The 20,105-nt window shown below is 65.3% G+C and carries 13 protein-coding genes and 1 pseudogene; 6 read left to right on the top strand and 8 right to left on the bottom strand.

Annotation, left to right across the window (positions count from 1 at the left end):
- Nucleotides 1-35 precede the first annotated feature (35 nt).
- Nucleotides 36-1,277 carry a dipeptidase gene (locus O0J15_RS06150; RefSeq protein ID WP_019658788.1) on the bottom strand — a complete coding sequence of 414 codons (1,242 nt, stop codon included), beginning with the start codon at nucleotides 1,275-1,277 and terminating at the stop codon, nucleotides 36-38.
- A 138-nt stretch (nucleotides 1,278-1,415) separates the two neighbouring features.
- On the bottom strand, nucleotides 1,416-2,585 hold the full coding sequence (locus O0J15_RS06155) for a class I SAM-dependent rRNA methyltransferase (protein ID WP_155030388.1): 1,170 nt from the start codon (nucleotides 2,583-2,585) through the stop codon (nucleotides 1,416-1,418).
- Nucleotides 2,586-2,878: 293 nt separating this feature from the next.
- Between O0J15_RS06155 and O0J15_RS06160 the strand changes: the two genes are divergently transcribed.
- Nucleotides 2,879-3,841, top strand: a complete 963-nt coding sequence (locus O0J15_RS06160) for a TerC family protein (protein WP_019658790.1) — start codon at nucleotides 2,879-2,881, stop codon at nucleotides 3,839-3,841.
- Between the two features lie 93 nt (nucleotides 3,842-3,934).
- Nucleotides 3,935-4,705: a rhomboid family intramembrane serine protease gene (locus O0J15_RS06165; protein WP_021203280.1), complete on the top strand. Its 771-nt coding sequence runs from the start codon at nucleotides 3,935-3,937 to the stop codon at nucleotides 4,703-4,705.
- Nucleotides 4,706-4,715: 10 nt separating this feature from the next.
- On the opposite strand, the pseudogene O0J15_RS06170 reads toward O0J15_RS06165, so the two are convergent.
- The 6 genes and pseudogenes from O0J15_RS06170 to rpmH all read right to left on the bottom strand — a co-directional run.
- Nucleotides 4,716-5,813: pseudogene (locus O0J15_RS06170) on the bottom strand (glycerophosphodiester phosphodiesterase); the annotation flags it as partial.
- Nucleotides 5,814-5,950: 137 nt separating this feature from the next.
- Complete coding sequence (mnmE, locus tag O0J15_RS06175) at nucleotides 5,951-7,300, bottom strand: tRNA uridine-5-carboxymethylaminomethyl(34) synthesis GTPase MnmE (RefSeq protein ID WP_155030390.1); 1,350 nt, start codon at nucleotides 7,298-7,300, stop codon at nucleotides 5,951-5,953.
- A 3-nt stretch (nucleotides 7,301-7,303) separates the two neighbouring features.
- The gene (locus O0J15_RS06180) at nucleotides 7,304-9,976 is read right to left on the bottom strand and encodes a polysaccharide deacetylase family protein (protein WP_155030391.1); all 2,673 of its coding nucleotides are present in this window, start codon (nucleotides 9,974-9,976) and stop codon (nucleotides 7,304-7,306) included.
- A 114-nt stretch (nucleotides 9,977-10,090) separates the two neighbouring features.
- Nucleotides 10,091-11,806, bottom strand: a complete 1,716-nt coding sequence (gene yidC / locus O0J15_RS06185; RefSeq protein ID WP_155030392.1) for a membrane protein insertase YidC — start codon at nucleotides 11,804-11,806, stop codon at nucleotides 10,091-10,093.
- The gene (gene rnpA / locus O0J15_RS06190) at nucleotides 11,806-12,300 is read right to left on the bottom strand and encodes a ribonuclease P protein component (protein ID WP_021203275.1); all 495 of its coding nucleotides are present in this window, start codon (nucleotides 12,298-12,300) and stop codon (nucleotides 11,806-11,808) included. The genes yidC and rnpA overlap by 1 nt, the downstream gene beginning before the upstream one ends.
- A 5-nt stretch (nucleotides 12,301-12,305) precedes the next feature.
- Nucleotides 12,306-12,446 (bottom strand): 50S ribosomal protein L34, encoded by a 141-nt coding sequence (rpmH, locus tag O0J15_RS06195; RefSeq protein ID WP_005411729.1) that lies wholly within the window; start codon nucleotides 12,444-12,446, stop codon nucleotides 12,306-12,308.
- A gap of 255 nt (nucleotides 12,447-12,701) precedes the next feature.
- Here rpmH and dnaA point away from each other — a divergent pair, with 255 nt between their 5' ends.
- The 4 genes from dnaA (at nucleotide 12,702) to gyrB (ending at nucleotide 20,055) form a co-directional block, all read left to right on the top strand.
- Nucleotides 12,702-14,033 (top strand): chromosomal replication initiator protein DnaA, encoded by a 1,332-nt coding sequence (gene dnaA / locus O0J15_RS06200; RefSeq protein WP_019658797.1) that lies wholly within the window; start codon nucleotides 12,702-12,704, stop codon nucleotides 14,031-14,033.
- Nucleotides 14,034-14,308: 275 nt separating this feature from the next.
- Nucleotides 14,309-15,409 carry a DNA polymerase III subunit beta gene (gene dnaN / locus O0J15_RS06205; RefSeq protein ID WP_005411731.1) on the top strand — a complete coding sequence of 367 codons (1,101 nt, stop codon included), beginning with the start codon at nucleotides 14,309-14,311 and terminating at the stop codon, nucleotides 15,407-15,409.
- A gap of 979 nt (nucleotides 15,410-16,388) precedes the next feature.
- Entirely contained in the window at nucleotides 16,389-17,483 is a 1,095-nt protein-coding gene (recF, locus tag O0J15_RS06210) for a DNA replication/repair protein RecF (RefSeq protein WP_134732187.1), read from the top strand.
- A 112-nt stretch (nucleotides 17,484-17,595) separates the two neighbouring features.
- Nucleotides 17,596-20,055: a DNA topoisomerase (ATP-hydrolyzing) subunit B gene (gene gyrB, locus O0J15_RS06215; RefSeq protein ID WP_155028721.1), complete on the top strand. Its 2,460-nt coding sequence runs from the start codon at nucleotides 17,596-17,598 to the stop codon at nucleotides 20,053-20,055.
- Nucleotides 20,056-20,105: the final 50 nt, after the last annotated feature.

The following is a 20,105-nucleotide window of genomic DNA, read 5'->3' on the forward strand; positions in this document are numbered from 1 at the left end:
GTGCCGGCCGCTGGCCGGCACCACCGCAGGGCGTTTCAACCGCCCTGCTTTGCGGCGTAGTCCTGCGCCTGGCGCATCACCCGCAGCAGGTTGCCGCCCCAGATGCCGGCGATCTGCTTCTCGGTATAGCCCTTGCGCAGCAGCCACGCGGTGATCTTCGGCAGCTGGCTGACATCGGGCAGGTCACTCAGTCCGCCACCACCATCCCAGTCCAGGCCGATGCCCGCGTGCTCAGGGCCGACCACCGTGAGGATGTGGTCGAAGTGGGCGAAGAAGTCGTCCAGGCTGGCGTGCCGCACCGGGTGCTCGTGGTCCAGTGCCTGTTCGGCCTTCAGCAGGGCAACGCCTTGTTCGATGCCCATGCCTTCCCAGCCGCCCAGCTGCTTGCTCAGCGCTTCCTCGGCCTGTTTGCGCTCGGGCGTCTTCGCGGTGTCGATCAGGTAGCCGCCATAGGCGTTCACCTGGATCACGCCGCCGGCTTTGGCCAGCTTGCGCAGGCGCGCGTCGTCGAGATTGCGCGGGTGGTCGTAGACCGCCTTGGCCGAGCTGTGCGACAGCACGAATGGTACCGGCATCATTGCCAGCAGATCGTCGAACACCGCATCCGATGCATGTGACTGGTCGATCACGATGCCCAGCTTCACCGCCTGCCGCACCAGCTCCTTGCCGGCCGGGCTAAGTCCTTTCCATTCCGCACCCTTGGGATCGGTGGCCGAATCGGCGAACTCGTTGTTGGCAAAGTGCACGGTGCTGAGCAGGCGCAGGCCGGCGCGGTGGTAGAACGAGAGCAGGCTGGGATCGGCCACCAGCGGGCTGGCGTTTTCCATGCTGATGTAGACCACACGCTTGCCGGCCGCCTTGATCCGCGCCGCGTCATCGGCGGTCAGTGCCAGCGCGAACCGCTCGGGGTTGGCGGCCAGCATCTCGCGTATTTCCAGCAACCGCTGCAACCCGTGGTCACGTTCGGCCAGGTGAGCGGCGGGGCTGCGGTCGCCCTGGTCGGTGTAGATCGCCCAGAACCCGCCGTCCAGCGCGCCTTCGACCATGCGCGGGTAGTCCACCTGCGAGAGTGCGTTGCGGTCGTGGCGCTGTTCGATGTCGAAGCCGGTGCGGCCGAAATTGGCCGGCGTATCCAGATGGCTGTCGAGCGTGACCAGGCGCTGCTGCAGGGCCTTGGCGCGGGCCAGCTCCTGCGTGCTGAACTCGATGGCGTGGGCGGACAGTGGCGCGCACAGCGCCACGGCAAGCACGAAGGACAGGTGGCGCAACGATGGCATGGGCTCTCACCGGTGTTGGGAAGAGCCCGACCATAGCGCTGCGGCCGCGCATTGGGTAGCGCCGGGCCACGCCCGGCGGATCTTGAGGCTGTCAGGCAGATCAGCCGAGCATGGGCTCGGCTCTACAGCGTCACGCGGTCAATCCACCACGCGGCAGAACACGGCCTTCAGGTAACGCGATTCCTGCACGTGGGCCATGAACGGATGGTCCGGGCCGGCGCCGGCGACCTTCAGGATCTGGATCGTGCGGCCGGAGAAATAGGCCGCGCGGCGCAGCATGTCGAGGAACTGGTCCTCGGCCACCAGGCCGGTGCAGGAAAACGTGGCGAACAGGCCGCCCGGCTTCACCACGCCAAGCGCCAGCTTGTTCATGTCCAGGTACTTCTTCAGTGCGGTGATGACCTGGTCGCGGTCGCGGGTCATCTTCGCCGGGTCCAGGATCACCACGTCGTACTGCTCACCGCGGTTGGCGGCGTCGCGCAGCCACGGGAAGATATCGGACTGGATGAACTTCGGGCGCACGTTGTTCAGGCGCGAATTGCCCTTGGCGATCTGGATGACGTCCTCATCAATGTCGATGCCGACCACTTCCGAGGCACCACGCGCTGCTGCGTACACGGCGAAGCCACCGGTGTTGCAGCACAGGTCCAGAACGCTCTTGCCTTCCACCTGCTGGCTCAGCCACTCGCGGTTCTCGCGCTGGTCGGCGAAGAAGCCGGTCTTGTGTGCACCGGCCGGGTCGGCGCGGAACTTGATGCCGTACTCGGTGATCACCGCCGCGTCGGTGGTGGTGTTGCCGTGGAAGTCGAAGCTCTCCTGCTTCTGCACGTGTTCGTCGGCGAAGCTGTGGAAACGGCAGCCCGGGAACTGCTCGCGCAGGGCGTCGTAGATCCATTCGCGGTGGCGGAACATGCCGGCGGCGAAGAACTCGACCACCACCAGGTCGCCGTAGCGATCCACCACCAGGCCGGACAGGCCGTCGCCTTCGCTGTGCACCACGCGCCAGGCGTCGGAGACCGCGTCGAGGTTCAGCACCTCACGGCGCAGCGACACCGCCTGGGCGATCTTGCGCGAGAACCAGCCGGCATCGACCGGCACGTTCTGGTCGGTCTCAAGGATGCGCACGGCAATGCGCGAGTGCCCGTTGTAGAACCCGCGGCCAATGAACTCGCCATCGATGCCGACCACGTCGACGATGGAACCGGGCTTGGGCCGGACGGTCGGCTTCTCGACCAGTTTCTGGAAGATCCACGGGTGGCTGGAACGCCACGCATTCTTGAGGCGGACAATCGGAAGGGGGGTATTCATCCGGTCATTGTAGCCGGGGGGCACCGGGGGCCGGAAATCCAGGGCCCGGCGCGGCATTTGACGGCGGCCCGGCCAGGCCGCAGAATCGGCAGCAGAAGGGGAGTAGCTCCCAGACGTTGTCGCCGTCATTTCGAGCCCGCAGGCTCCGGTGCAACGGCAGTTCCAGCCGACTGGAACTGCGAGCGAGACCTTCGCCGTACTGGCGAAGCTCTGTCCCTGGATCCCCCTCCCGATCCTCCGTTGCAGATCCTCGCCGTCCGGCCTGGCATTCATCTTTCCAACGGACATTCCCAATGCAGACGATCGGTAACGTGTGGTTGTGGGGCGGCTTCGCAGCGGTGGTGGTCATCGCCCTGCTGGTCGACCTCGTGTTGATGCGCCATGGTGGACCGCACAAGGTCACCTTCAAGGAGGCCCTGTGGTGGTCCATCGGCTGGGTCGCGCTGGCCCTGCTGTTCAATGCCGGCCTCTGGTACTACCTGAATGAGACCGCCGGCCAGGTGGTAGCGAACAAGGTCGGCCTCGAATTCCTGACCGGCTACCTGGTCGAGAAGGCGCTGGCGGTCGACAACATCTTCGTGTTCCTGATGATCATGAGCTACTTCGCGGTGCCGGATGAGCAGCGCCAGAAGGTGCTGATCATCGGCATTCTGGGTGCGATCGTGCTGCGTACGATCATGATCTTCGCCGGCAGCGTGCTGATCAGCCAGTTCCATTGGCTGCTCTACGTATTCGGTGCTTTCCTGCTCTTCACCGGTTGGAAAATGTGGTTTGCCGCCGGCCAGGAGCCGGACCTGGAGACCAACCCGGCCCTGCGCTGGATGCGCAAGCACCTGCGCCTGCTGCCGGACTACGCCGGCAACGCGCTGAGCGTGAAGCGCGACGGCGTGCGCTGGTTCACCCCGCTGTTCGCGGTGCTGATCCTGATCGCGGTCACCGACGTGATCTTCGCGGTGGACAGCATCCCGGCGATCTTCGCGATCACCACGGACCCGTTCATCGTGCTCACCTCCAACGTGTTCGCGGTGCTGGGCCTGCGCGCGATGTTCTTCCTGCTGGCCGGCATGGCCGACCGCTTCCACCTGCTGCCGTATGGCCTGGCGCTGGTGCTGGGCTTCATCGGCATCAAGATGATGATCATCGACCTGTTCAAGATCCCGACCCCGGTGTCGCTGGGCGTGGTCGCGGTCATCATCGCCGCCACCGTGGTACTGAGCCTGAAGTACCCGCCGAAGGAAGGCTCCGGCCACGCCTGATCATGGCCGGCCGGCGGGATTGTCCCGCCGGCCGCACCCACTCTCCCGCAGCGGTGGCCTTGGTTTCGCGCCAGTCACCGCCATTGCTGAGGTATGGACAACAACGCGCCCCTGCCCGCCGGCGACGTGCCGGCCCCTCGCGATGACCGCTCGCGCATCCTGCGGGCGTTCAATCTCAGCCTTGCCGCTGTGCTGGTGCTGGTGGCCGTGTTCGCCCTGCAGGGCACCTTCGACTGGCGGCCGTGGGCGGTCGCACCGCTGGAAGCCAAGGGCCTGCTTGGCCTGATCGGTGGGCCGATGCTGCATGCCTCGGTCGAGCATATCGCCGCCAACAGCATCGCGATCCTGATCCTGGGCACGCTGGCTGGAAGTGTCTACCCGAAAGCAACCGTACGCGCCCTGCCCCTGCTGTGGCTGGGCTCGGGCATCGGCGCGTGGATGCTGGGCAATCCGGGCAGCGTGCACCTGGGCGCCAGCGGCGTGACCCACGGCCTGATGTTCCTGCTGGCCAGCCTGGGCCTGCTGCGCCGCGACCGCACCGCCATCGCCACCGGCCTGATCGGCATGCTGTTCTACGGCGGCATGCTGATGACCATCCTGCCACACGCCGATGGCGTGTCCTGGCAGTCGCACATGGGCGGCGCCTTCGCCGGCATCATCGCCGCGCTGCTGTTCCGCAACGCCGACCCGCTGCCGCCGCGCCCGCGCTACAGCTGGGAAGACGAAGAAGACGAGGCAGAACCGCTGGCCGACGACGAGCTGGAGCCGCCGTCGCCACAGCGCGTGCCGGTGCTGTGGCAGCCGCGCGAGGGCCAGGACTACGTGGTGATTCCGTTCCGCCGGCCGGACGAACCGCGCGGTTGAAGCGAGGGGCCGCCGCGCCCATGCCATCCACCGCCTGCCGGCCCAGCGCCGGATCATCGGTGAAGAACGCATCGATGCCGGTCGCCAGATAGGCGTGCATCTCGGCAATCGAACCTTCGGGATTGCGCGCGGTGTCGGCGCCCTTGCGCAGGTTGCTGGCCTGGAAGTGGTTCTCCGGACGGAAGGTGTACGGAATCACCATCAGCCCCACTGCATGTGCGTCCTGTACCAGCGTGGTCGGAGTGCTCAGCGCGCCCTTGGCATCCAGCGGAATGATCGAGCGCAGTTCCGGGCCGATGCCGTCGGCGTAGCTGGCGATGTCCTTCAGTCCGGCCGGGGTCATCATCTGCGCGTAGGTCAGCGTGCCACCGGCCTTGGCGATGTCGGCCGGCTGGGTGCCGCCCTTCCACAGCAGTTGCAGCAGGCGGATGTTGCTGCCGCGCGGGATCTTGCCGCGCAGGTAGCGCAGGTTGGCGGTCTCGAACGACTGGATGGTGACCGGGCCGACGTTGGTATAGGCGTTGCCGCGCAGCGCGGCCAGCAGCTTGTCTTCCATCGGCAGGCCGATCGACTGGAAGTAGGTCGGGTGCTTGATCTCCGGCACCAGGCCGATGCCACGGTTGGCACGCCCGGCCTGCTGCACCAGGAAGGCCAGGATCTCGTCCAGGCTGGCGATGCGGAACTGGCCGTCATAGGCGGTGCTGCGCAGTTCCGGCAGGCGCTCGCGCGCGTACAGGGTCTTCAGCTCGGCCAGGGTGAAGTCTTCGGTGAACCAGCCGTCGACCTTCTGCCCGTCGATGACCTTGCTGGTGCGGCGGCTGGCGAACTCCGGATGCGAGGCCACATCAGTGGTGCCGCTGATCTCGTTCTCGTGGCGGGCCACCATCATTCCGTCCCTGGTCATCACCAGGTCCGGCTCGATGTAGTCGGCGCCATCGGCGATCGCCTGCGCATAGGCGGCCAGGGTGTGCTCGGGTAGCAACGCGCTCGCCCCGCGATGGCCATAGACCGACACCTTGTGCGCGGCCGAGGTGGAGGATTCAGCACTCATGGCCACCGATGGTGCCACGGCCAGCGACAACAGCAACGCACAACCCCACGACTTCACTGCGACTTCCCCAAGCGGTATGTGATGGCCGTCAGTATGCGGCGGCAATGTGACAGGTGGGGGAAGCCCGCACCTGTAGAGCCGAGCCCATGCTCGGCTGACGGGTAGAGCAGCCGAGCATGGGCTCGGCTCTACAGTTACTTGCCGATGCAGAAACTGGAGAAGATCCTTCCCAGCAGATCATCCGCACTCATCTGCCCGGTGATCTCGCCCAGCGCGTCATGCGCCAGCCGCAGTTCCTCGGCGGCCAGCTCCAGGTGCTCGTGCGCCAGCTCGCCGTCGGCGCGCTGCGCGTGCTCCTGCGCACGCTCGATTGCATCCACATGCCGCGTGCGCGCGGAGAACTCGCCATCCGCCTGCTCCCCTGCCCCGGCCGAAGCGATCAAACGCAGGCGCGCGTGCAGATCCTCCAGGCCGGCACCGGTCGCAGCCGAGACGAACACACGGTCCGGGTCGTCCAGCATCGGCAGCGCATCCAGCAGGTCCGACTTGTTGTGGATGTAGACCTTGTGCGGCACCGCTGCCACGGCCTCGCCCAGCGCCGCTTCGCCGGTCGCCGGATCGCGCGCATCCAGCACGATCAGCGCCAGGTCGGTGCGCTCGATTTCCACATGGGCGCGGCGCATGCCTTCGCGTTCGATGGCGTCGCCGCCGTCGCGCAGGCCAGCGGTATCGACCAGGGTCAGTTCCAGCCCGTCCAGGCGGATCGTCTCGCGAAGCGTGTCGCGGGTGGTGCCGGCGATGTCGGTGACGATGGCGCGTTCACTGCCGGCCAGCGCATTGAGCAATGAGCTCTTTCCGGCATTGGGCGGACCGACCAGCACCGCATGCAGGCCATCGCGCAGGCGGCGACCGCGTTCGGCATCGCGGCGCAGCAGGGCCAAGTCGCTGCGCGCCTGTTCCAGCCCGCGCCGCACCTGTGCGCCACCAAGCGTATCCAGCGGTTCGTCGGCAAAGTCGATGGCCGCTTCCACGTGGATGCGCAGCAGCACCAGCTGATCGACCACGGCCTCGATGCGGCGCGAGAACACGCCATCCAGCGAGCGTCGTGCAGCGCGTGCGGCACGGTTGTCGCCGGCGGCGATCAGGTCAGCGATGGCCTCAGCCTGGGCCAGGTCGAGCTTGCCGTTGAGGAACGCGCGTTCGCTGAACTCGCCAGGCCGCGCCTGGCGCGCGCCGAGCGCGATGCAGCGCGCGACCAGTTGCTGCAGCAGCACCGGACTGCCGTGGCCCTGCAGTTCCACCACCTCTTCGCCGGTGAAGCTGTTCGGTGCCGGGAACCACAGCACGATGCCATCGTCGATGACCTCGCCGTCGGCATCACGCAGGCGCGCGTAGTGCGCGTGGCGCGGCCGCAGCGCGGGCGCCCCCAGCGCATTGGCAATCGCCGCAGCGCGCGGACCGGACAGGCGCAACAGGCCGACACCACCCGCGCCGGGGGCACTGGCGATGGCCACAATGGTGTCGGTGCGGATCGCGTCGTTCATGGCTCAGAGCTTCTCCAGCTGCGTGCGTGCCTGCGCGGCACCGCTGCCCTGCGGCTGCAGCGCCAGGTAGGTGGTGTAGGCCTGCTTCGCCTTGGCCTTGTCGCCGGCGTTGAAGTAGGCATCACCCAGGTTGAGATAGGCCACGGCGCGCGATGGGTCGATCTTCAGCGTGTTCTCCAGCCAGCGCGCCGCTTCGGCATAGCGCTGCTGGCGGTAGTAGACGAAACCGAGGTTGTTGGCGGCCTGGGCAAAGTCCGGACGCAGCTTCAGTGCTTCGGTGAACTGCGCGACTGCCTCGTCGTACTGCTTCTCGCGGTACAGCTGAAGGCCACGGTCGTTGGCCTGCTGCGCGCGCTGGCGGTCGGACGCCGGGCCGGCGGAGGGCACTACCAGCTTGGCCTTGCCGCCCTGCAGGTCAGCCACCGTCACCGGCGCCTGGCTGCCCTTGGCCTCGCTGGCGGCATCCACCTTGTTGTTCAGTGCGATTGCATCGGCGGTCAGCTGGCGCGTATCGGCATTGAGGAATTCCTGGCTGTCCGGCACCTGGAACACGAACTCGCCGCCCTGCGAACCGGGCAGGCTGCCGAAGGCCGGGGTCTGGTGCGAGACCGCCGATACGGCCGGCGCCACGTAGGCGGCCAGCTCGGTACCGGTGATCAGGCCGTCGCCGTTGAGGTCACCCTTGCCGGCCAGCGCCTGCAGCAGCACCCAGGTGAACACCGAGTGGCCGTTGGGGCCGGCATCGGCCACCTGCTGGTCGGCGCCACCGGCGGTCAGCATCTGCCGCGCGCTGCGACGCGCGTTCTCGCGCAGGAACGACGACGACGACGGGCCGCCACGGGTCAGGCCCAGGCCGCTGTAGCAGGCATCCATCACGAACATCACGTGCTTGGCCTGCATGCTCTCGGCGATGTTCTGGATATCGGTCATCGCGATGGCATCGGTAGCGAATTCCTTCGGGTCCGAATCAACCGGGATGATGTAGCCGAGGTCGCGCCCTGAGGCGAGCTGGCGGGTCGCGCCGTGGCCGGCGAAGAACACGAACACGCGGTCGTTCCTGCCAGTGCGGTCATCGGCCAGGCGGTCGTGGAAGGCGGCCAGGATGTTGTTTCGGGTGGCCTGCTCGTTCTTCAGCACGATCACCTGCGAGGACGGGAAGCCGAACTGCCCGGTCAGGGTATCGGCCACCGCCTGCGCGTCGTGGCTGGCGTATTCCAGCTTCGGCCACTTGGCGTAGTTGTCGATGCCGACCACGATCGCCCACGACTTCTCGTAGCCGGTGGTGACGGTCGCGGCACCGGTATCGCCCTTGCGCGCACGGGCGACGGTGAAGTCGCGGCCGTTCCAGCCGGCGAACTGGTAGCCATCGGCGATCAGCCGGTCGAGGATCTGCGGCAGTGCCTTTACCGCACGATCGTGGATGTCGTGGAACAGGATGATGCCGCGCTGTTCCTTGTTCACCTGGTCCAGCACGCGCTGCACGATCGATTCCGGCACCGGGTCGGCCCAGTCCATCGAATCGATGTTCCACATGATCGACTTCAGTCCGGCCTCGTTGAGCAGCTGCAGGCCTTCGGCGTTGCGCGCGCCATAGGGGAAGCGGAACAGCGGCGCGCGCTTGCTGTCGACATCCTTCAGCAGCGTGTCGGTGTCGAGCACCTGCTGGCGCAGCGCGTCACCGGTGGTGCGCGACAGTTGGGCGTGGGTCAGGCTGTGGTTGCCGACCGCATAGCCTTCTTCCATCAGGTTGCGGCTGATCTTCGCCATCGGGCCGAGGCTGACCTTGCCGTCGGCCTCGACCTTGCCCAGGTTGCGGCCCACTTCGAAGAAGACACCCGGCACGTCATAGCGCTTGAGGATGGCCACCACTTCATCGGTATAGGCCTTGTGCGGACCGTCGTCGAAAGTCAGCACCACGGTCTTGGCCGGCAGGTCGCGGCCGAAGATCTCGCGGTCGCTGTCCTTCATCGACATCGGGTACGGCTCGATCACGCCGTAGTCGCGCAGGATCGCTTCGCGGCTGTAGTCCTTGTGCAGGTGGGCGATGTAGTCCTCCCACTTCTCGCGCTTCAGCGCGATGGCGCGGGTGCGCTCGAAGCGGCTGAAGATGCGGGTCAGTTCCTGGTTGTAGTTGCGCTCGATCTCATCGAGCGCCTCCAGGTCCTCGCCGATGCGCTGGTGCAGCTTCACCGCCGGCAGCGAGGAATCGGTGCTGACCCGCTCATGCAGATCACGCAGTACTTCGCGAAAGGCCAGGCGGTCGGCGTCGAACAGTTCCGGCGCCGACTCGATGTAGTCCAGCACGGTGCCGAGGGTGGCGAAGCGCTGCGGGCTGGAGCCGCGCAGCAGGGTGTCGAACTGCGCGGCGATCGCCGTGCGCTGTTCCAGGCCATCGTGGAACAGCTGCTGGCCCACACGCGTGGAGGTGCCGCGGTCGGCGGCCGACTGCTGTTCCTCGTCTGCCAGCAGCACGATGATCCGGCGGTAACCGTCGAGCTGTTTCTGCAGGGCCACCAGCATCGGTGCGGCCGCGGGATCGGCGGCGGCCGCGGCCTGCGCGCTCGCCTGGGTGACGGTGGTCGCCGGCGCCTTCGCATCCTTGTCGCCACAACCGGCAACGACCAGGGTCAACAACAGCGAGGGCAGGAACAGGCGGAACGACGACGCACGCGACATGGCGGACTCGAGGGCGGGAGGGACGATGTGCCGGCGATTCTACCGCCGCATGCGAAAAGCCCGCCTTGCGGCGGGCTTTTGCTGGGTCAGCCGGCCAGCGGCCGGCTCTACCGATTACTTCTTCTTGACCGGGGCCGGAGCGGTGGTGGCCGGGACCGGCTCGCCGCCATGGCGCTTGGTCATCCACCACTGCTGCAGCAGGCCCAGGCCGCCGTTGACCACCCAGTACAGGACCAGGCCGGACGGCATGAAGGCCATCATGACGCCGAACACCAGCGGCATGAACTGCATCATCTTCTGCTGCATCGGGTCCATGCCCGGTGCCGGGGTCAGCTTCTGGGTGAACCACATCACTGCCACGTTGATGACCGGCAGGATGAAGTACGGGTCGCGTGCGGTCAGGTCCTGGATCCAGCCGAACCAGGGCGCCTGGCGCAGTTCGACCGATTCCACCAGCACCCAGTACAGGGCGAAGAAGATCGGCATCTGGATGAGGATCGGCAGGCAGCCGCCCATCGGATTGATCTTTTCCTTCTTGTACAGCTCCATCATCGCGGTCTGGAACTTCTGGCGGTCATCGCCATAGCGTTCCTTCAGCTGCGCGATGCGCGGCTGGAAACGACGCATCTTGGCGCCGCTCTTGTACTGGGTTGCCGACAGCGGGTACAGCACCAGCTTCAGCAGCACCACCAGCCCGACGATCGCCCAGCCCCAGTTCCCGACCAGCTTGTGCACCTGGTTGAGCACCCAGAACAGGCCCTGGCCGATCACCGCCATCATCGAGAAGCGGCTGTAGTCGACCACGCGGTCCAGGCCCGGCACATCTTCCTTGGCGATCAGGTTGACCAGCTTCGGGCCGACCCACAGGCGGGCTTCGGTGCTGGTCGACTGGCCCGGCGCCACGGTGAAGGCCGGGCCACGCGCTTCGATCAGGTCACGACCGGCCACCTGCGAGAGCACGTAGTGTGCGGTCTGGTCCTTCTGCGGGATCCAGGCGGTGAAGAAGTGGTGCTGCAGCATCGCCAGCCAGCCGCCGGTGATGTTCTGGTTCAGCGTGCCGTCTTCCAGGTAGTCCTTGAACGCACGACGCTGGTACTTCTTGTCATTGTCGTACCAGGTGGCACCGTTGAAGCTGAAGGAATCCGGGTTGGTCATGCTCCGCGACAGGATGGTCGGGGTGCGGTCCAGGGTGCGGTAGACGTAGCCGTTCCACGGCGCGGTGCCGGCGTTGCTGACTTCGTCCTTGAAGCGCACGGCGTACTCGTTGCGCGAGACGGTCAGGGTGCGCTTGATGGTCACGCCGTTGTCGGCGGTCCACACGAACGGGATCTGCAGTTCGTTCTGGCCTTTGGCCAGCACGAAGTCGGTGGTGTCACCCACCAGCTTGAAGCCGTCGGCGCCGGGAACCGGGGTGTTCTTGTCTTCGCTGGCCCAGCCACTGATCGCGCTGTAGGGGTGGGCGGGGTCTTCGGTCAGCAGGCGGACCGGCGGACTGCCTTCGTCCTTGGTCTGCGGGAACTGCAGCAGCTCGGCGTCGAGCACGCGGCCGCCGTCGAGCACCAGGCGCAGCACGTCGGTGGTGACCGTCACGCGCTGGCTGGCCGGGGTAGCGCTGGCCTGGGCCTGTGCGGCGGCCTGGCCGGGGGCGCCCGGCACCTGGGCGCTGGGGATGGCGCCGGGGTTCGCGCCCGGAACACTCTGTGCGGCGGCCGGGGCCGATGAGGTGGTTGGTGCCGGGGTCGGAGCAGCCTTTTCACGGCTCCACTCCATCCACAGCAGCACGGCCACCATCAGCCAGGCAAAAATGAGGAATACGCGGGTCTGGTTCATCAGCGGACAGGCTCGGCGGGGCCGGGACGCGATGCCGGCTCGGTCAAAGAAGGAGTTGCGATGCCATCAGGCGGCGGCATTGTGCCGTCCACGCCCGGCGTGGGCAATGCACGCAGGCGACGCAGCAGGCGCAGGAAGGCCTGGCGGATCTCGTCGTTGCTGGCGGAACGCGCAGCACTACGAGCCACGACGACAAAGTCGCCTGGCTGGATGTCGGTACGTGTCTGACGCAGGATGTCGCGCAGGACGCGCTTGATCCGGTTACGCCCGACGGCGTTCGGATCGACCTTGCGGGAAACCGCCAGACCCAGCCTGGCCGGCCGGTCAGCCGGCAGCCAGTGCAGGGTCATCAGCGGATCGGACACACGGCGGGCGCCGTTGAAGACCGTTGAGTATTCGGCACGCGTGCGAACCCGCGCAGAGCGAGGGAATCGCTTGCGCGGGTCTGCAGTATTCACTGTCGAAGGGATTGCGTCTGCCGCGATGTGCGGCATGGCAATCAGGCGCTCAGGACTTTGCGGCCCTTGGCGCGGCGACGCGACAGGATCTTGCGGCCGTCAGCGGTCTTCATACGGGCACGGAAGCCGTGGTCGCGCTTACGCTTGAGGTTGCTGGGCTGGTAGGTGCGCTTCGTGGCCATTGGGGGCCTCTCGTATGAATGGGACGGAAAGAACCGGAAATTCTAGAGAGGTCTCCCCCCTCACGTCAACCCCTGGGGACTACGCGAATTCACCGGGCTGTGCAATAGCTGTGGATGTTTTTGTGAATAAGTAGGGGACAAGCATTCCGAAGGCGGGCGCTCGGTGGTAGTCTGAGCCATCCATTTCCCCCCTTTCCGGCCTGTGTCTGGGCGCCTTGTCGCGTCCATGCACCGGCCACCGGACGATTATTGCTGATGGATGCCTGGTCCCGTAGTCTCGAGCGCCTCGAAGCGGAGTTCCCGCCGGAAGACGTTCATACCTGGTTGAAGCCGCTGCAGGCCGATCTGCGCGTGGACAGCCTGGTGCTGTATGCACCAAATGCCTTCATCGTCGACCAGGTCCGCGAGCTGTACCTGGCCCGGATCCGCGAACTGCTGGCTCACTTCGCCGGTTTCAGCGACGTTTTTCTTGAAATCGGCTCGCGCCCGCGCCCTGTGGAGACGCAGAACGCGCCGGTTTCCACGTCGTCGGCGCCTGTGTCCAGCGAACCGCAGGTGCCGTTTGCCGGCAATCTGGACAATCACTACACCTTCGCCAACTTCGTCGAAGGCCGCAGCAACCAGCTGGGCCTGGCCGCCGCCTTCCAGGCAGCGCAGAAGCCGGGCGACCGCGCGCACAACCCGCTGCTGCTGTACGGAGGCACCGGCCTGGGCAAGACCCACCTGATGTTCGCCGCCGGCAACGCCATGCGCCAGGCCAATCCGGGCGCGAAGGTGCTGTACCTGCGTTCGGAACAGTTCTTCAGCGCGATGATCCGGGCCCTGCAGGAAAAGACCATGGATCAGTTCAAGCGCCAGTTCCAGCAGGTCGACGCGCTGCTGATCGATGACATCCAGTTCTTCGCCGGCAAGGACCGCACCCAGGAAGAGTTCTTCCACACCTTCAACGCGTTGTTCGATGGCAAGCAGCAGATCATCCTGACCTGCGACCGCTATCCGCGCGAGGTCGAAGGCCTGGAAGCGCGCCTGAAGTCGCGGCTTGCCTGGGGCCTGTCGGTCGCGATCGAACCGCCGGACTTCGAGACCCGCGCCGCGATCGTGCTGGCCAAGGCGCGCGAACGTGGCGCCGAGATTCCCGATGATGTTGCGTTCCTGATCGCCAAGAAGATGCGCTCCAACGTGCGCGACCTCGAAGGTGCGCTCAATACCCTGACCGCCCGCGCCAACTTCACCGGCCGCGCGATCACCACCGAATTCGCCCAGGAAACCCTGCGCGACCTGCTGCGCGCCCAGCAGCAGGCGATCAGCATTCCCAACATCCAGAAAACCGTTGCCGACTACTACGGCCTGCAGATCAAGGATCTGCTGTCGAAGCGTCGAACCCGCTCGCTGGCCCGCCCGCGCCAGGTCGCCATGGCCCTGACCAAGGAACTGACCGAGCACAGCCTGCCCGAGATCGGCGACGCCTTTGCCGGTCGCGATCACACCACGGTGCTGCATGCCTGCCGCCAGATCCGGACCCTGATGGAAACCGACGGCAAGCTCCGCGAGGACTGGGACAAGCTGATCCGGAAGCTGAGCGAATGATGCACGGATGCCGATGAGGCGTCATCGCACAAAACGGTGCAGAATCCGGTAGCAAGCGCGGGACACGTTGTGGATAAAAATGGCGTTTGAAATCGCGCTGGAGTTATCCACAGCTTTCCCCACCCTCTGGGGGTCGGTAATACAGAGGGTTTCGAGGCCAGAAACTCTTTTATTTACAAAGACTTAGCGTTGTTTTCAAGCGATTCTGTCTCTACCAGCACCACCAAGCTTTTGATTTATTCCACATTTTTTAAAGCATAGGGGCACGGAACCACATGCGTTTCACACTGCAGCGCGAAGCCTTTCTCAAGCCGTTGGCACAGGTCGTCAACGTGGTCGAACGCCGCCAGACCCTTCCGGTTCTGGCCAATTTCCTGGTCCAGGTGCAGAACGGCCAGCTGTCGCTGACCGGTACCGACCTGGAAGTGGAGATGGTGTCGCGGATCGCGGTTGAAGATGCCCAGGACGGCGAAACCACCATTCCCGCCCGCAAACTGTTCGAGATCATCCGCGCCCTGCCCGACGGCAGCCGGATCACCGTCTCGCAGACCGGTGACAAGATCACCGTGCAGGCCGGTCGCAGCCGCTTCACCCTGGCCACCCTGCCGTCCAATGACTTCCCGTCGGTGGACGAGGTGGAAGCCACCGAGCGCGTGGCCATCGGCGAAGCAACCCTGAAGGAGCTGATCGAGCGCACCGCGTTCGCGATGGCCCAGCAGGACGTGCGCTACTACCTCAACGGCCTGCTGTTCGACCTACGCGGCGATGCGCTGCGCACCGTCGCCACCGACGGTCATCGCCTGGCCCTTTGCGAAACCGACCTGGCCAAGCCCAGCGGTTCCAAGCGCCAGATCATCGTGCCGCGCAAGGGCGTGACCGAGCTGCAGCGCCTGCTGGAAAGCGGCGATCGCGAGATCGAGCTGGAAGTTGGCCGTAGCCACGTCCGCGTCAAGCGCGACGATGTCACCTTCACTTCGAAGCTGATCGATGGCCGTTTCCCGGACTACGAAGCGGTGATCCCGATCGGCGCCGACCGCGAAGTGAAGGTTGATCGTGAAGCACTGCGTGCCTCGCTGCAGCGCGCTGCGATCCTGTCCAACGAGAAGTACCGCGGCATTCGCGTGGAAGTCTCGCCGGGCAACCTGAAGATCAGCGCGCACAATCCGGAACAGGAAGAAGCCCAGGAAGAGATCGAGGCCGACACCACGGTCAGCGATCTGGCCATCGGCTTCAACGTGAACTACCTGTTGGATGCCCTCTCCGCCCTGCGCGACGAGGAAGTGATCATCCAGCTGCGCGACTCCAACTCCTCGGCGCTGGTGCGTGAGTCCAGCAGCGAGAAGTCGCGCCACGTGGTGATGCCGCTGCGTCTCTGACGGAAACGCTGTTTCACGTGGAACCCAGAAGCGCCCGGCACCTCCCGGGCGTTTTTTTATGTTCCACGTGGAGCATTGTCGAAACAGATCGGAGAAAGTCCGGACGCGCCCTGCTTGGCTCCAGACCAACTCGATCTCGCTTGCTCGAAGCAACTCAGGATCCAGGACCCCGGGGGGGCGCCTTGCAGTGCTCGTCGGGCTCCATGTTTTTGGGGTTCTGGCAGCGAGTTCTTCGCATATCCCACTTCGCTGTCCTGATCTTCACTGCTGGAAGCAGCAGATCCTCTTCCTGGAGGAGGTCCTCCGCTTCTGCAAACTGCACTGTCCACAGACCGGCTCGGGGGCAATTTGGGGAAATCCTAGCTTCTAAATCTGGGTATAAATCTAAAGCGTGGTGGTGATGGTAGAGCCAGATTTCGTGGAAAAATGTATTATCTATTTGTTTTTAAAGGGATTTATGAGTCTGAAACCCCTTGTATAGAGGGTCCTCGGGCTGGGGGGGAACCTGTGGATAGTTTTGAGCGCTTAACAAAAGGGCTTTTTTATCCACAGATTGCCCATACCTTGTGTATAAGTCATACATCCCTGCTGTGGACAGCGTGGAACGAGCGTCCTGAATTTCTTGAAATCTGTGGAACCCTCCAAGGCATCGGATCGCAGATTTGAAGGAATCGGCGGGGTCATCCGTCGGAGCCACCCGCGAGGTGTCCAGCGGGTAGCCCTGCAGTGCTCGCGAAATCGGCGAAATCCGAGGGCCTGCACGCTGGAACCTCGCGCAGATTTGAAGAAATTTCGGGCCTTTGCAGCCCGGAACGTGCGAGCGCGTCATCCGCATTCCACGTGGAACGCGTCCATCGATGGGTGCAGAAGCTGCACCTTCGGCTCGACCGGCCTGCCACCGCGCCCGGCTTGACCGATGCAGTAAGCTGATGGATTCCCTGCCCCTCTACCGCCTCGTGCGGATGGTCTTTCGCGCCCCATGCAGATCCGCCGCCTCGCCTTGCATCAACTGCGTCGCTTCAGTGCGGTGGACCTGTCGCCCCAGCCGGGATTGAACCTGCTGACCGGTGACAACGGTGCCGGCAAGACCAGCGTGCTCGAAGCCCTGCATCTGATGGCGTATGGGCGGAGCTTCCGAGGCCGGGTACGCGATGGTCTGGTGCGCCAGGGCCAGGAAGCCCTGGAAATCTTCGTCGAATGGGACGAACAACGCGCGAACCACCCGCCGCACCGCCGGAAGGCCGGCCTGCGCCACAGTGGCCAGGACTGGAAGGGACGATTGGACGGTGAGGACGTGGCCCAGTTGGGCAATCTATGCGCAGCGCTGGCCGTCGTGACGTTCGAGCCCGGCAGCCACGCGCTGGTCAGTGGAGGCGGTGAACCCCGTCGCCGTTTCCTCGATTGGGGCTTGTTCCACGTGGAACCTGATTTCCTGTCCCTGTGGCGCCGCTATTCGCGTGCGCTGAAGCAGCGCAACGCCCTGCTCAAGCAAGGCGGGCCGCCACGGATGCTCGATACCTGGGATCATGAGCTCGCGGAGGCCGGAGAGCCTCTGACCAGTCGTCGCCAGCACTACCTGGAGCGCTTGCAGCAGCGCACCGTGGCGCTGGCTGCCAGCCTGGCGCCGCAGCTCGGCATCCAGGGCCTGGAACTCAGTGCGGGGTGGCGTCGGCATGAGCTTCCTCTGGCCGATGCCCTGCTTCTGGCACGGGAACGTGACCGCCAGGCCGGTTACACCTCGGTCGGGCCGCACCGGGCCGATTGGAGTGTGGATTTCCACAGCATTCCCGGTCGTGACGCGCTCTCTCGCGGCCAGGCCAAGCTGACGGCATTGGCGTGCCTGCTGGCACAGGCCGAGGACTACGCAGAGCAGCGCGGCGAGTGGCCGGTGATTGCCCTCGACGATCTGGCTTCGGAGCTGGATCGGACCCACCAGGCGCGGGTACTGGAGCGCCTGCTCAGCGGACCGGCACAGATCTTTGTCACTGCCACCGAAACCCCGGCAGCGCTGCAGGAGCTGACCCATATTGCCCGGTTCCACGTGGAACATGCACAGATCGTGGCTGTGCCATAGTGGGCACACCAGGGCCGCTCGACCCCGGCTGGTATAATTCGGGTTGGAATCCTTTCATTCTCGGCACACCGCTCCACGCGGTGGCCGACCTGCGGAGCCTACGGCAAGCGCAATGAGCGACGAACAGAACACCCCGGCAAACAACGGCAACTACGACGCCAACAGCATTACGGCCCTGGAAGGCCTGGAGGCTGTCCGCAAGCGTCCCGGCATGTACATCGGTGACGTGCATGACGGTACCGGTCTGCACCACATGGTGTTCGAGGTGGTCGACAACTCGATCGACGAGGCGCTGGCCGGCCACGCCGACCACGTTGCAGTGACCATCCACGCCGATGGCTCGGTCTCCGTGTCCGACAACGGCCGCGGCATTCCGACCGGCAAGCACGAGCAGATGAGCGCCAAGCTTGGTCGCGAAGTGTCCGCTGCCGAAGTGGTGATGACGGTCCTGCACGCAGGCGGCAAGTTCGACGACAACAGCTACAAGGTTTCCGGCGGCCTGCACGGCGTCGGCGTCAGCGTGGTCAACGCGCTGTCGCAGAAGCTGGTGGTGGATGTGTTCCAGAACGGGTTCCACTACCAGCAGGAGTTCAGCAACGGCGCCGCCGTGACCGCGCTGGCCAAGCTGGAAACCACCACCAAGCGCGGCACCACGGTGCGCTTCTGGCCGTCGACCGTCGCTTTCCACGACAACGTGGAATTCCACTACGACATCCTGGCCCGTCGCCTGCGCGAGCTGTCGTTCCTGAACTCCGGCGTCAAGATCGTCCTTGCCGACGAGCGTGGTGATGGCCGTCGCGATGATTTCCACTACGAAGGCGGCATCCGCAGCTTCGTGGAGCATCTGGCCCAGCTGAAGACCCCGCTGCATCCGAACGTCATCTCGGTCACTGGCGAGCACAACGGCATCGTCGTGGAGGTGGCGCTGCAGTGGACCGACTCCTACCAGGAGACGATGTACTGCTTCACCAACAACATTCCGCAGAAGGACGGCGGTACCCACCTGGCCGGTTTCCGCGGTGCGTTGACCCGCGTGCTCAACAACTACATCGAGCAGAACGGCATCGCCAAGCAGGCCAAGATCAACCTGACCGGCGACGACATGCGCGAAGGCATGATCGCGGTGCTGTCGGTGAAGGTGCCGGACCCGAGCTTCTCCAGCCAGACCAAGGAAAAACTGGTCAGTTCCGATGTGCGTCCGGCGGTGGAAAACGCCTTTGGTGCGCGCCTGGAAGAGTTCCTGCAGGAAAACCCCAACGAAGCCAAGGCGATCGCCGGCAAGATCGTCGACGCCGCGCGCGCGCGTGAAGCCGCGCGCAAGGCCCGCGACCTGACCCGCCGCAAGGGCGCGCTGGATATCGCCGGCCTGCCGGGCAAGCTGGCCGACTGCCAGGAAAAGGATCCGGCGCTGTCCGAACTGTTCATCGTCGAGGGTGACTCGGCAGGTGGTTCGGCCAAGCAGGGCCGCAACCGCAAGAACCAGGCAGTGCTGCCGCTGCGCGGCAAGATCCTCAACGTGGAACGCGCGCGTTTCGACCGCATGCTGTCCTCCGACCAGGTCGGTACGCTGATCACCGCGCTGGGCACCGGCATCGGCCGCGACGAGTACAACCCGGACAAGCTGCGTTACCACAAGATCATCATCATGACCGACGCCGACGTCGACGGCGCTCACATCCGCACCCTGCTGCTGACGTTCTTCTACCGTCAGATGCCGGAACTGATCGAGCGCGGTTACGTCTACATCGGCCTGCCGCCGCTGTACAAGATCAAGCAGGGCAAGCAGGAGCTGTACCTGAAGGACGACCCGGCGCTGGACAGCTACCTGGCCAGCAGCGCGGTGGAAAACGCCACGCTGGTGCCGGCCACCGGCGAACCGGGCATCGAAGGCCTTGCGCTGGAGAAGCTGCTTCTGGCCTACGCGGCCGCGCTGGATTCGATCGAGCGCAACGCACATCGTTACGACCGCAACCTGCTTGAAGCGCTGGTCGATTTCGTGCCGATGGACCCGGAGAGCCTGCGCAGTGCGGGTGAAGGCGAAGGGCTGGATGCACTTGCCAAGCGGCTCAACCAGGGCAGCCTGGGCAGCCCGCGTTTTACGCTGGAACTGCAGGAAGCCAACGACGAGCGCCCGGCCGCTGTGCTGGTGACCCGTCGCCACATGGGCGAACAGCACGTCCAGGTGCTGCCGATGTCGGCGTTTGAAAGCGGCGAACTGCGCGCGATCCATCAGGCCTCGAAGCTGCTGCACGGCCTGATCCGCGAAGGCGCCACCATTTCCCGCGGCGCCAAGTCGATCGAAGTGGACAGCTTTGCCAAGGCACAGAACTGGCTGCTCGAGGAGGCCAAGCGCGGCCGCCAGATCCAGCGATTCAAGGGCCTGGGTGAAATGAATCCGGAGCAGCTGTGGGACACCACGGTGAATCCGGAGACCCGCCGACTGCTGCAGGTGCGCATCGAAGACGCTGTCGCTGCCGACCAGATCTTCAGCACGCTGATGGGCGATGTCGTCGAACCGCGTCGCGACTTCATCGAAGACAATGCGCTGAAGGTCGCAAACCTGGATATCTGACACAATCCGGACACGGCCGGCGCGCGGGGAGGCGCGCCGGCTTTCGACTC

Origin of the sequence: Stenotrophomonas sp. Sm10, assembly GCF_030985515.1 — a bacterium.
Lineage (GTDB): Bacteria > Pseudomonadota > Gammaproteobacteria > Xanthomonadales > Xanthomonadaceae > Stenotrophomonas > Stenotrophomonas hibiscicola.

What these genes read in the sequence shown, in the direction of transcription:
- O0J15_RS06180 (WP_155030391.1), bottom strand. Translation starts at nt 9,976, where the DNA reads ATGTCGCGTGCGTCGTCGTTCCGCCTGTTCCTGCCCTCGCTGTTGTTG.
- O0J15_RS06160 (WP_019658790.1), top strand. Translation starts at nt 2,879, where the DNA reads ATGCAGACGATCGGTAACGTGTGGTTGTGGGGCGGCTTCGCAGCGGTG.
- rnpA (WP_021203275.1), bottom strand. Translation starts at nt 12,300, where the DNA reads ATGCCGCACATCGCGGCAGACGCAATCCCTTCGACAGTGAATACTGCA.
- mnmE (WP_155030390.1), bottom strand. Translation starts at nt 7,300, where the DNA reads ATGAACGACGCGATCCGCACCGACACCATTGTGGCCATCGCCAGTGCC.
- rpmH (WP_005411729.1), bottom strand. Translation starts at nt 12,446, where the DNA reads ATGGCCACGAAGCGCACCTACCAGCCCAGCAACCTCAAGCGTAAGCGC.
- gyrB (WP_155028721.1), top strand. Translation starts at nt 17,596, where the DNA reads ATGAGCGACGAACAGAACACCCCGGCAAACAACGGCAACTACGACGCC.
- yidC (WP_155030392.1), bottom strand. Translation starts at nt 11,806, where the DNA reads ATGAACCAGACCCGCGTATTCCTCATTTTTGCCTGGCTGATGGTGGCC.
- O0J15_RS06165 (WP_021203280.1), top strand. Translation starts at nt 3,935, where the DNA reads ATGGACAACAACGCGCCCCTGCCCGCCGGCGACGTGCCGGCCCCTCGC.
- dnaN (WP_005411731.1), top strand. Translation starts at nt 14,309, where the DNA reads ATGCGTTTCACACTGCAGCGCGAAGCCTTTCTCAAGCCGTTGGCACAG.
- O0J15_RS06155 (WP_155030388.1), bottom strand. Translation starts at nt 2,585, where the DNA reads ATGAATACCCCCCTTCCGATTGTCCGCCTCAAGAATGCGTGGCGTTCC.
- recF (WP_134732187.1), top strand. Translation starts at nt 16,389, where the DNA reads ATGCAGATCCGCCGCCTCGCCTTGCATCAACTGCGTCGCTTCAGTGCG.
- dnaA (WP_019658797.1), top strand. Translation starts at nt 12,702, where the DNA reads ATGGATGCCTGGTCCCGTAGTCTCGAGCGCCTCGAAGCGGAGTTCCCG.
- O0J15_RS06150 (WP_019658788.1), bottom strand. Translation starts at nt 1,277, where the DNA reads ATGCCATCGTTGCGCCACCTGTCCTTCGTGCTTGCCGTGGCGCTGTGC.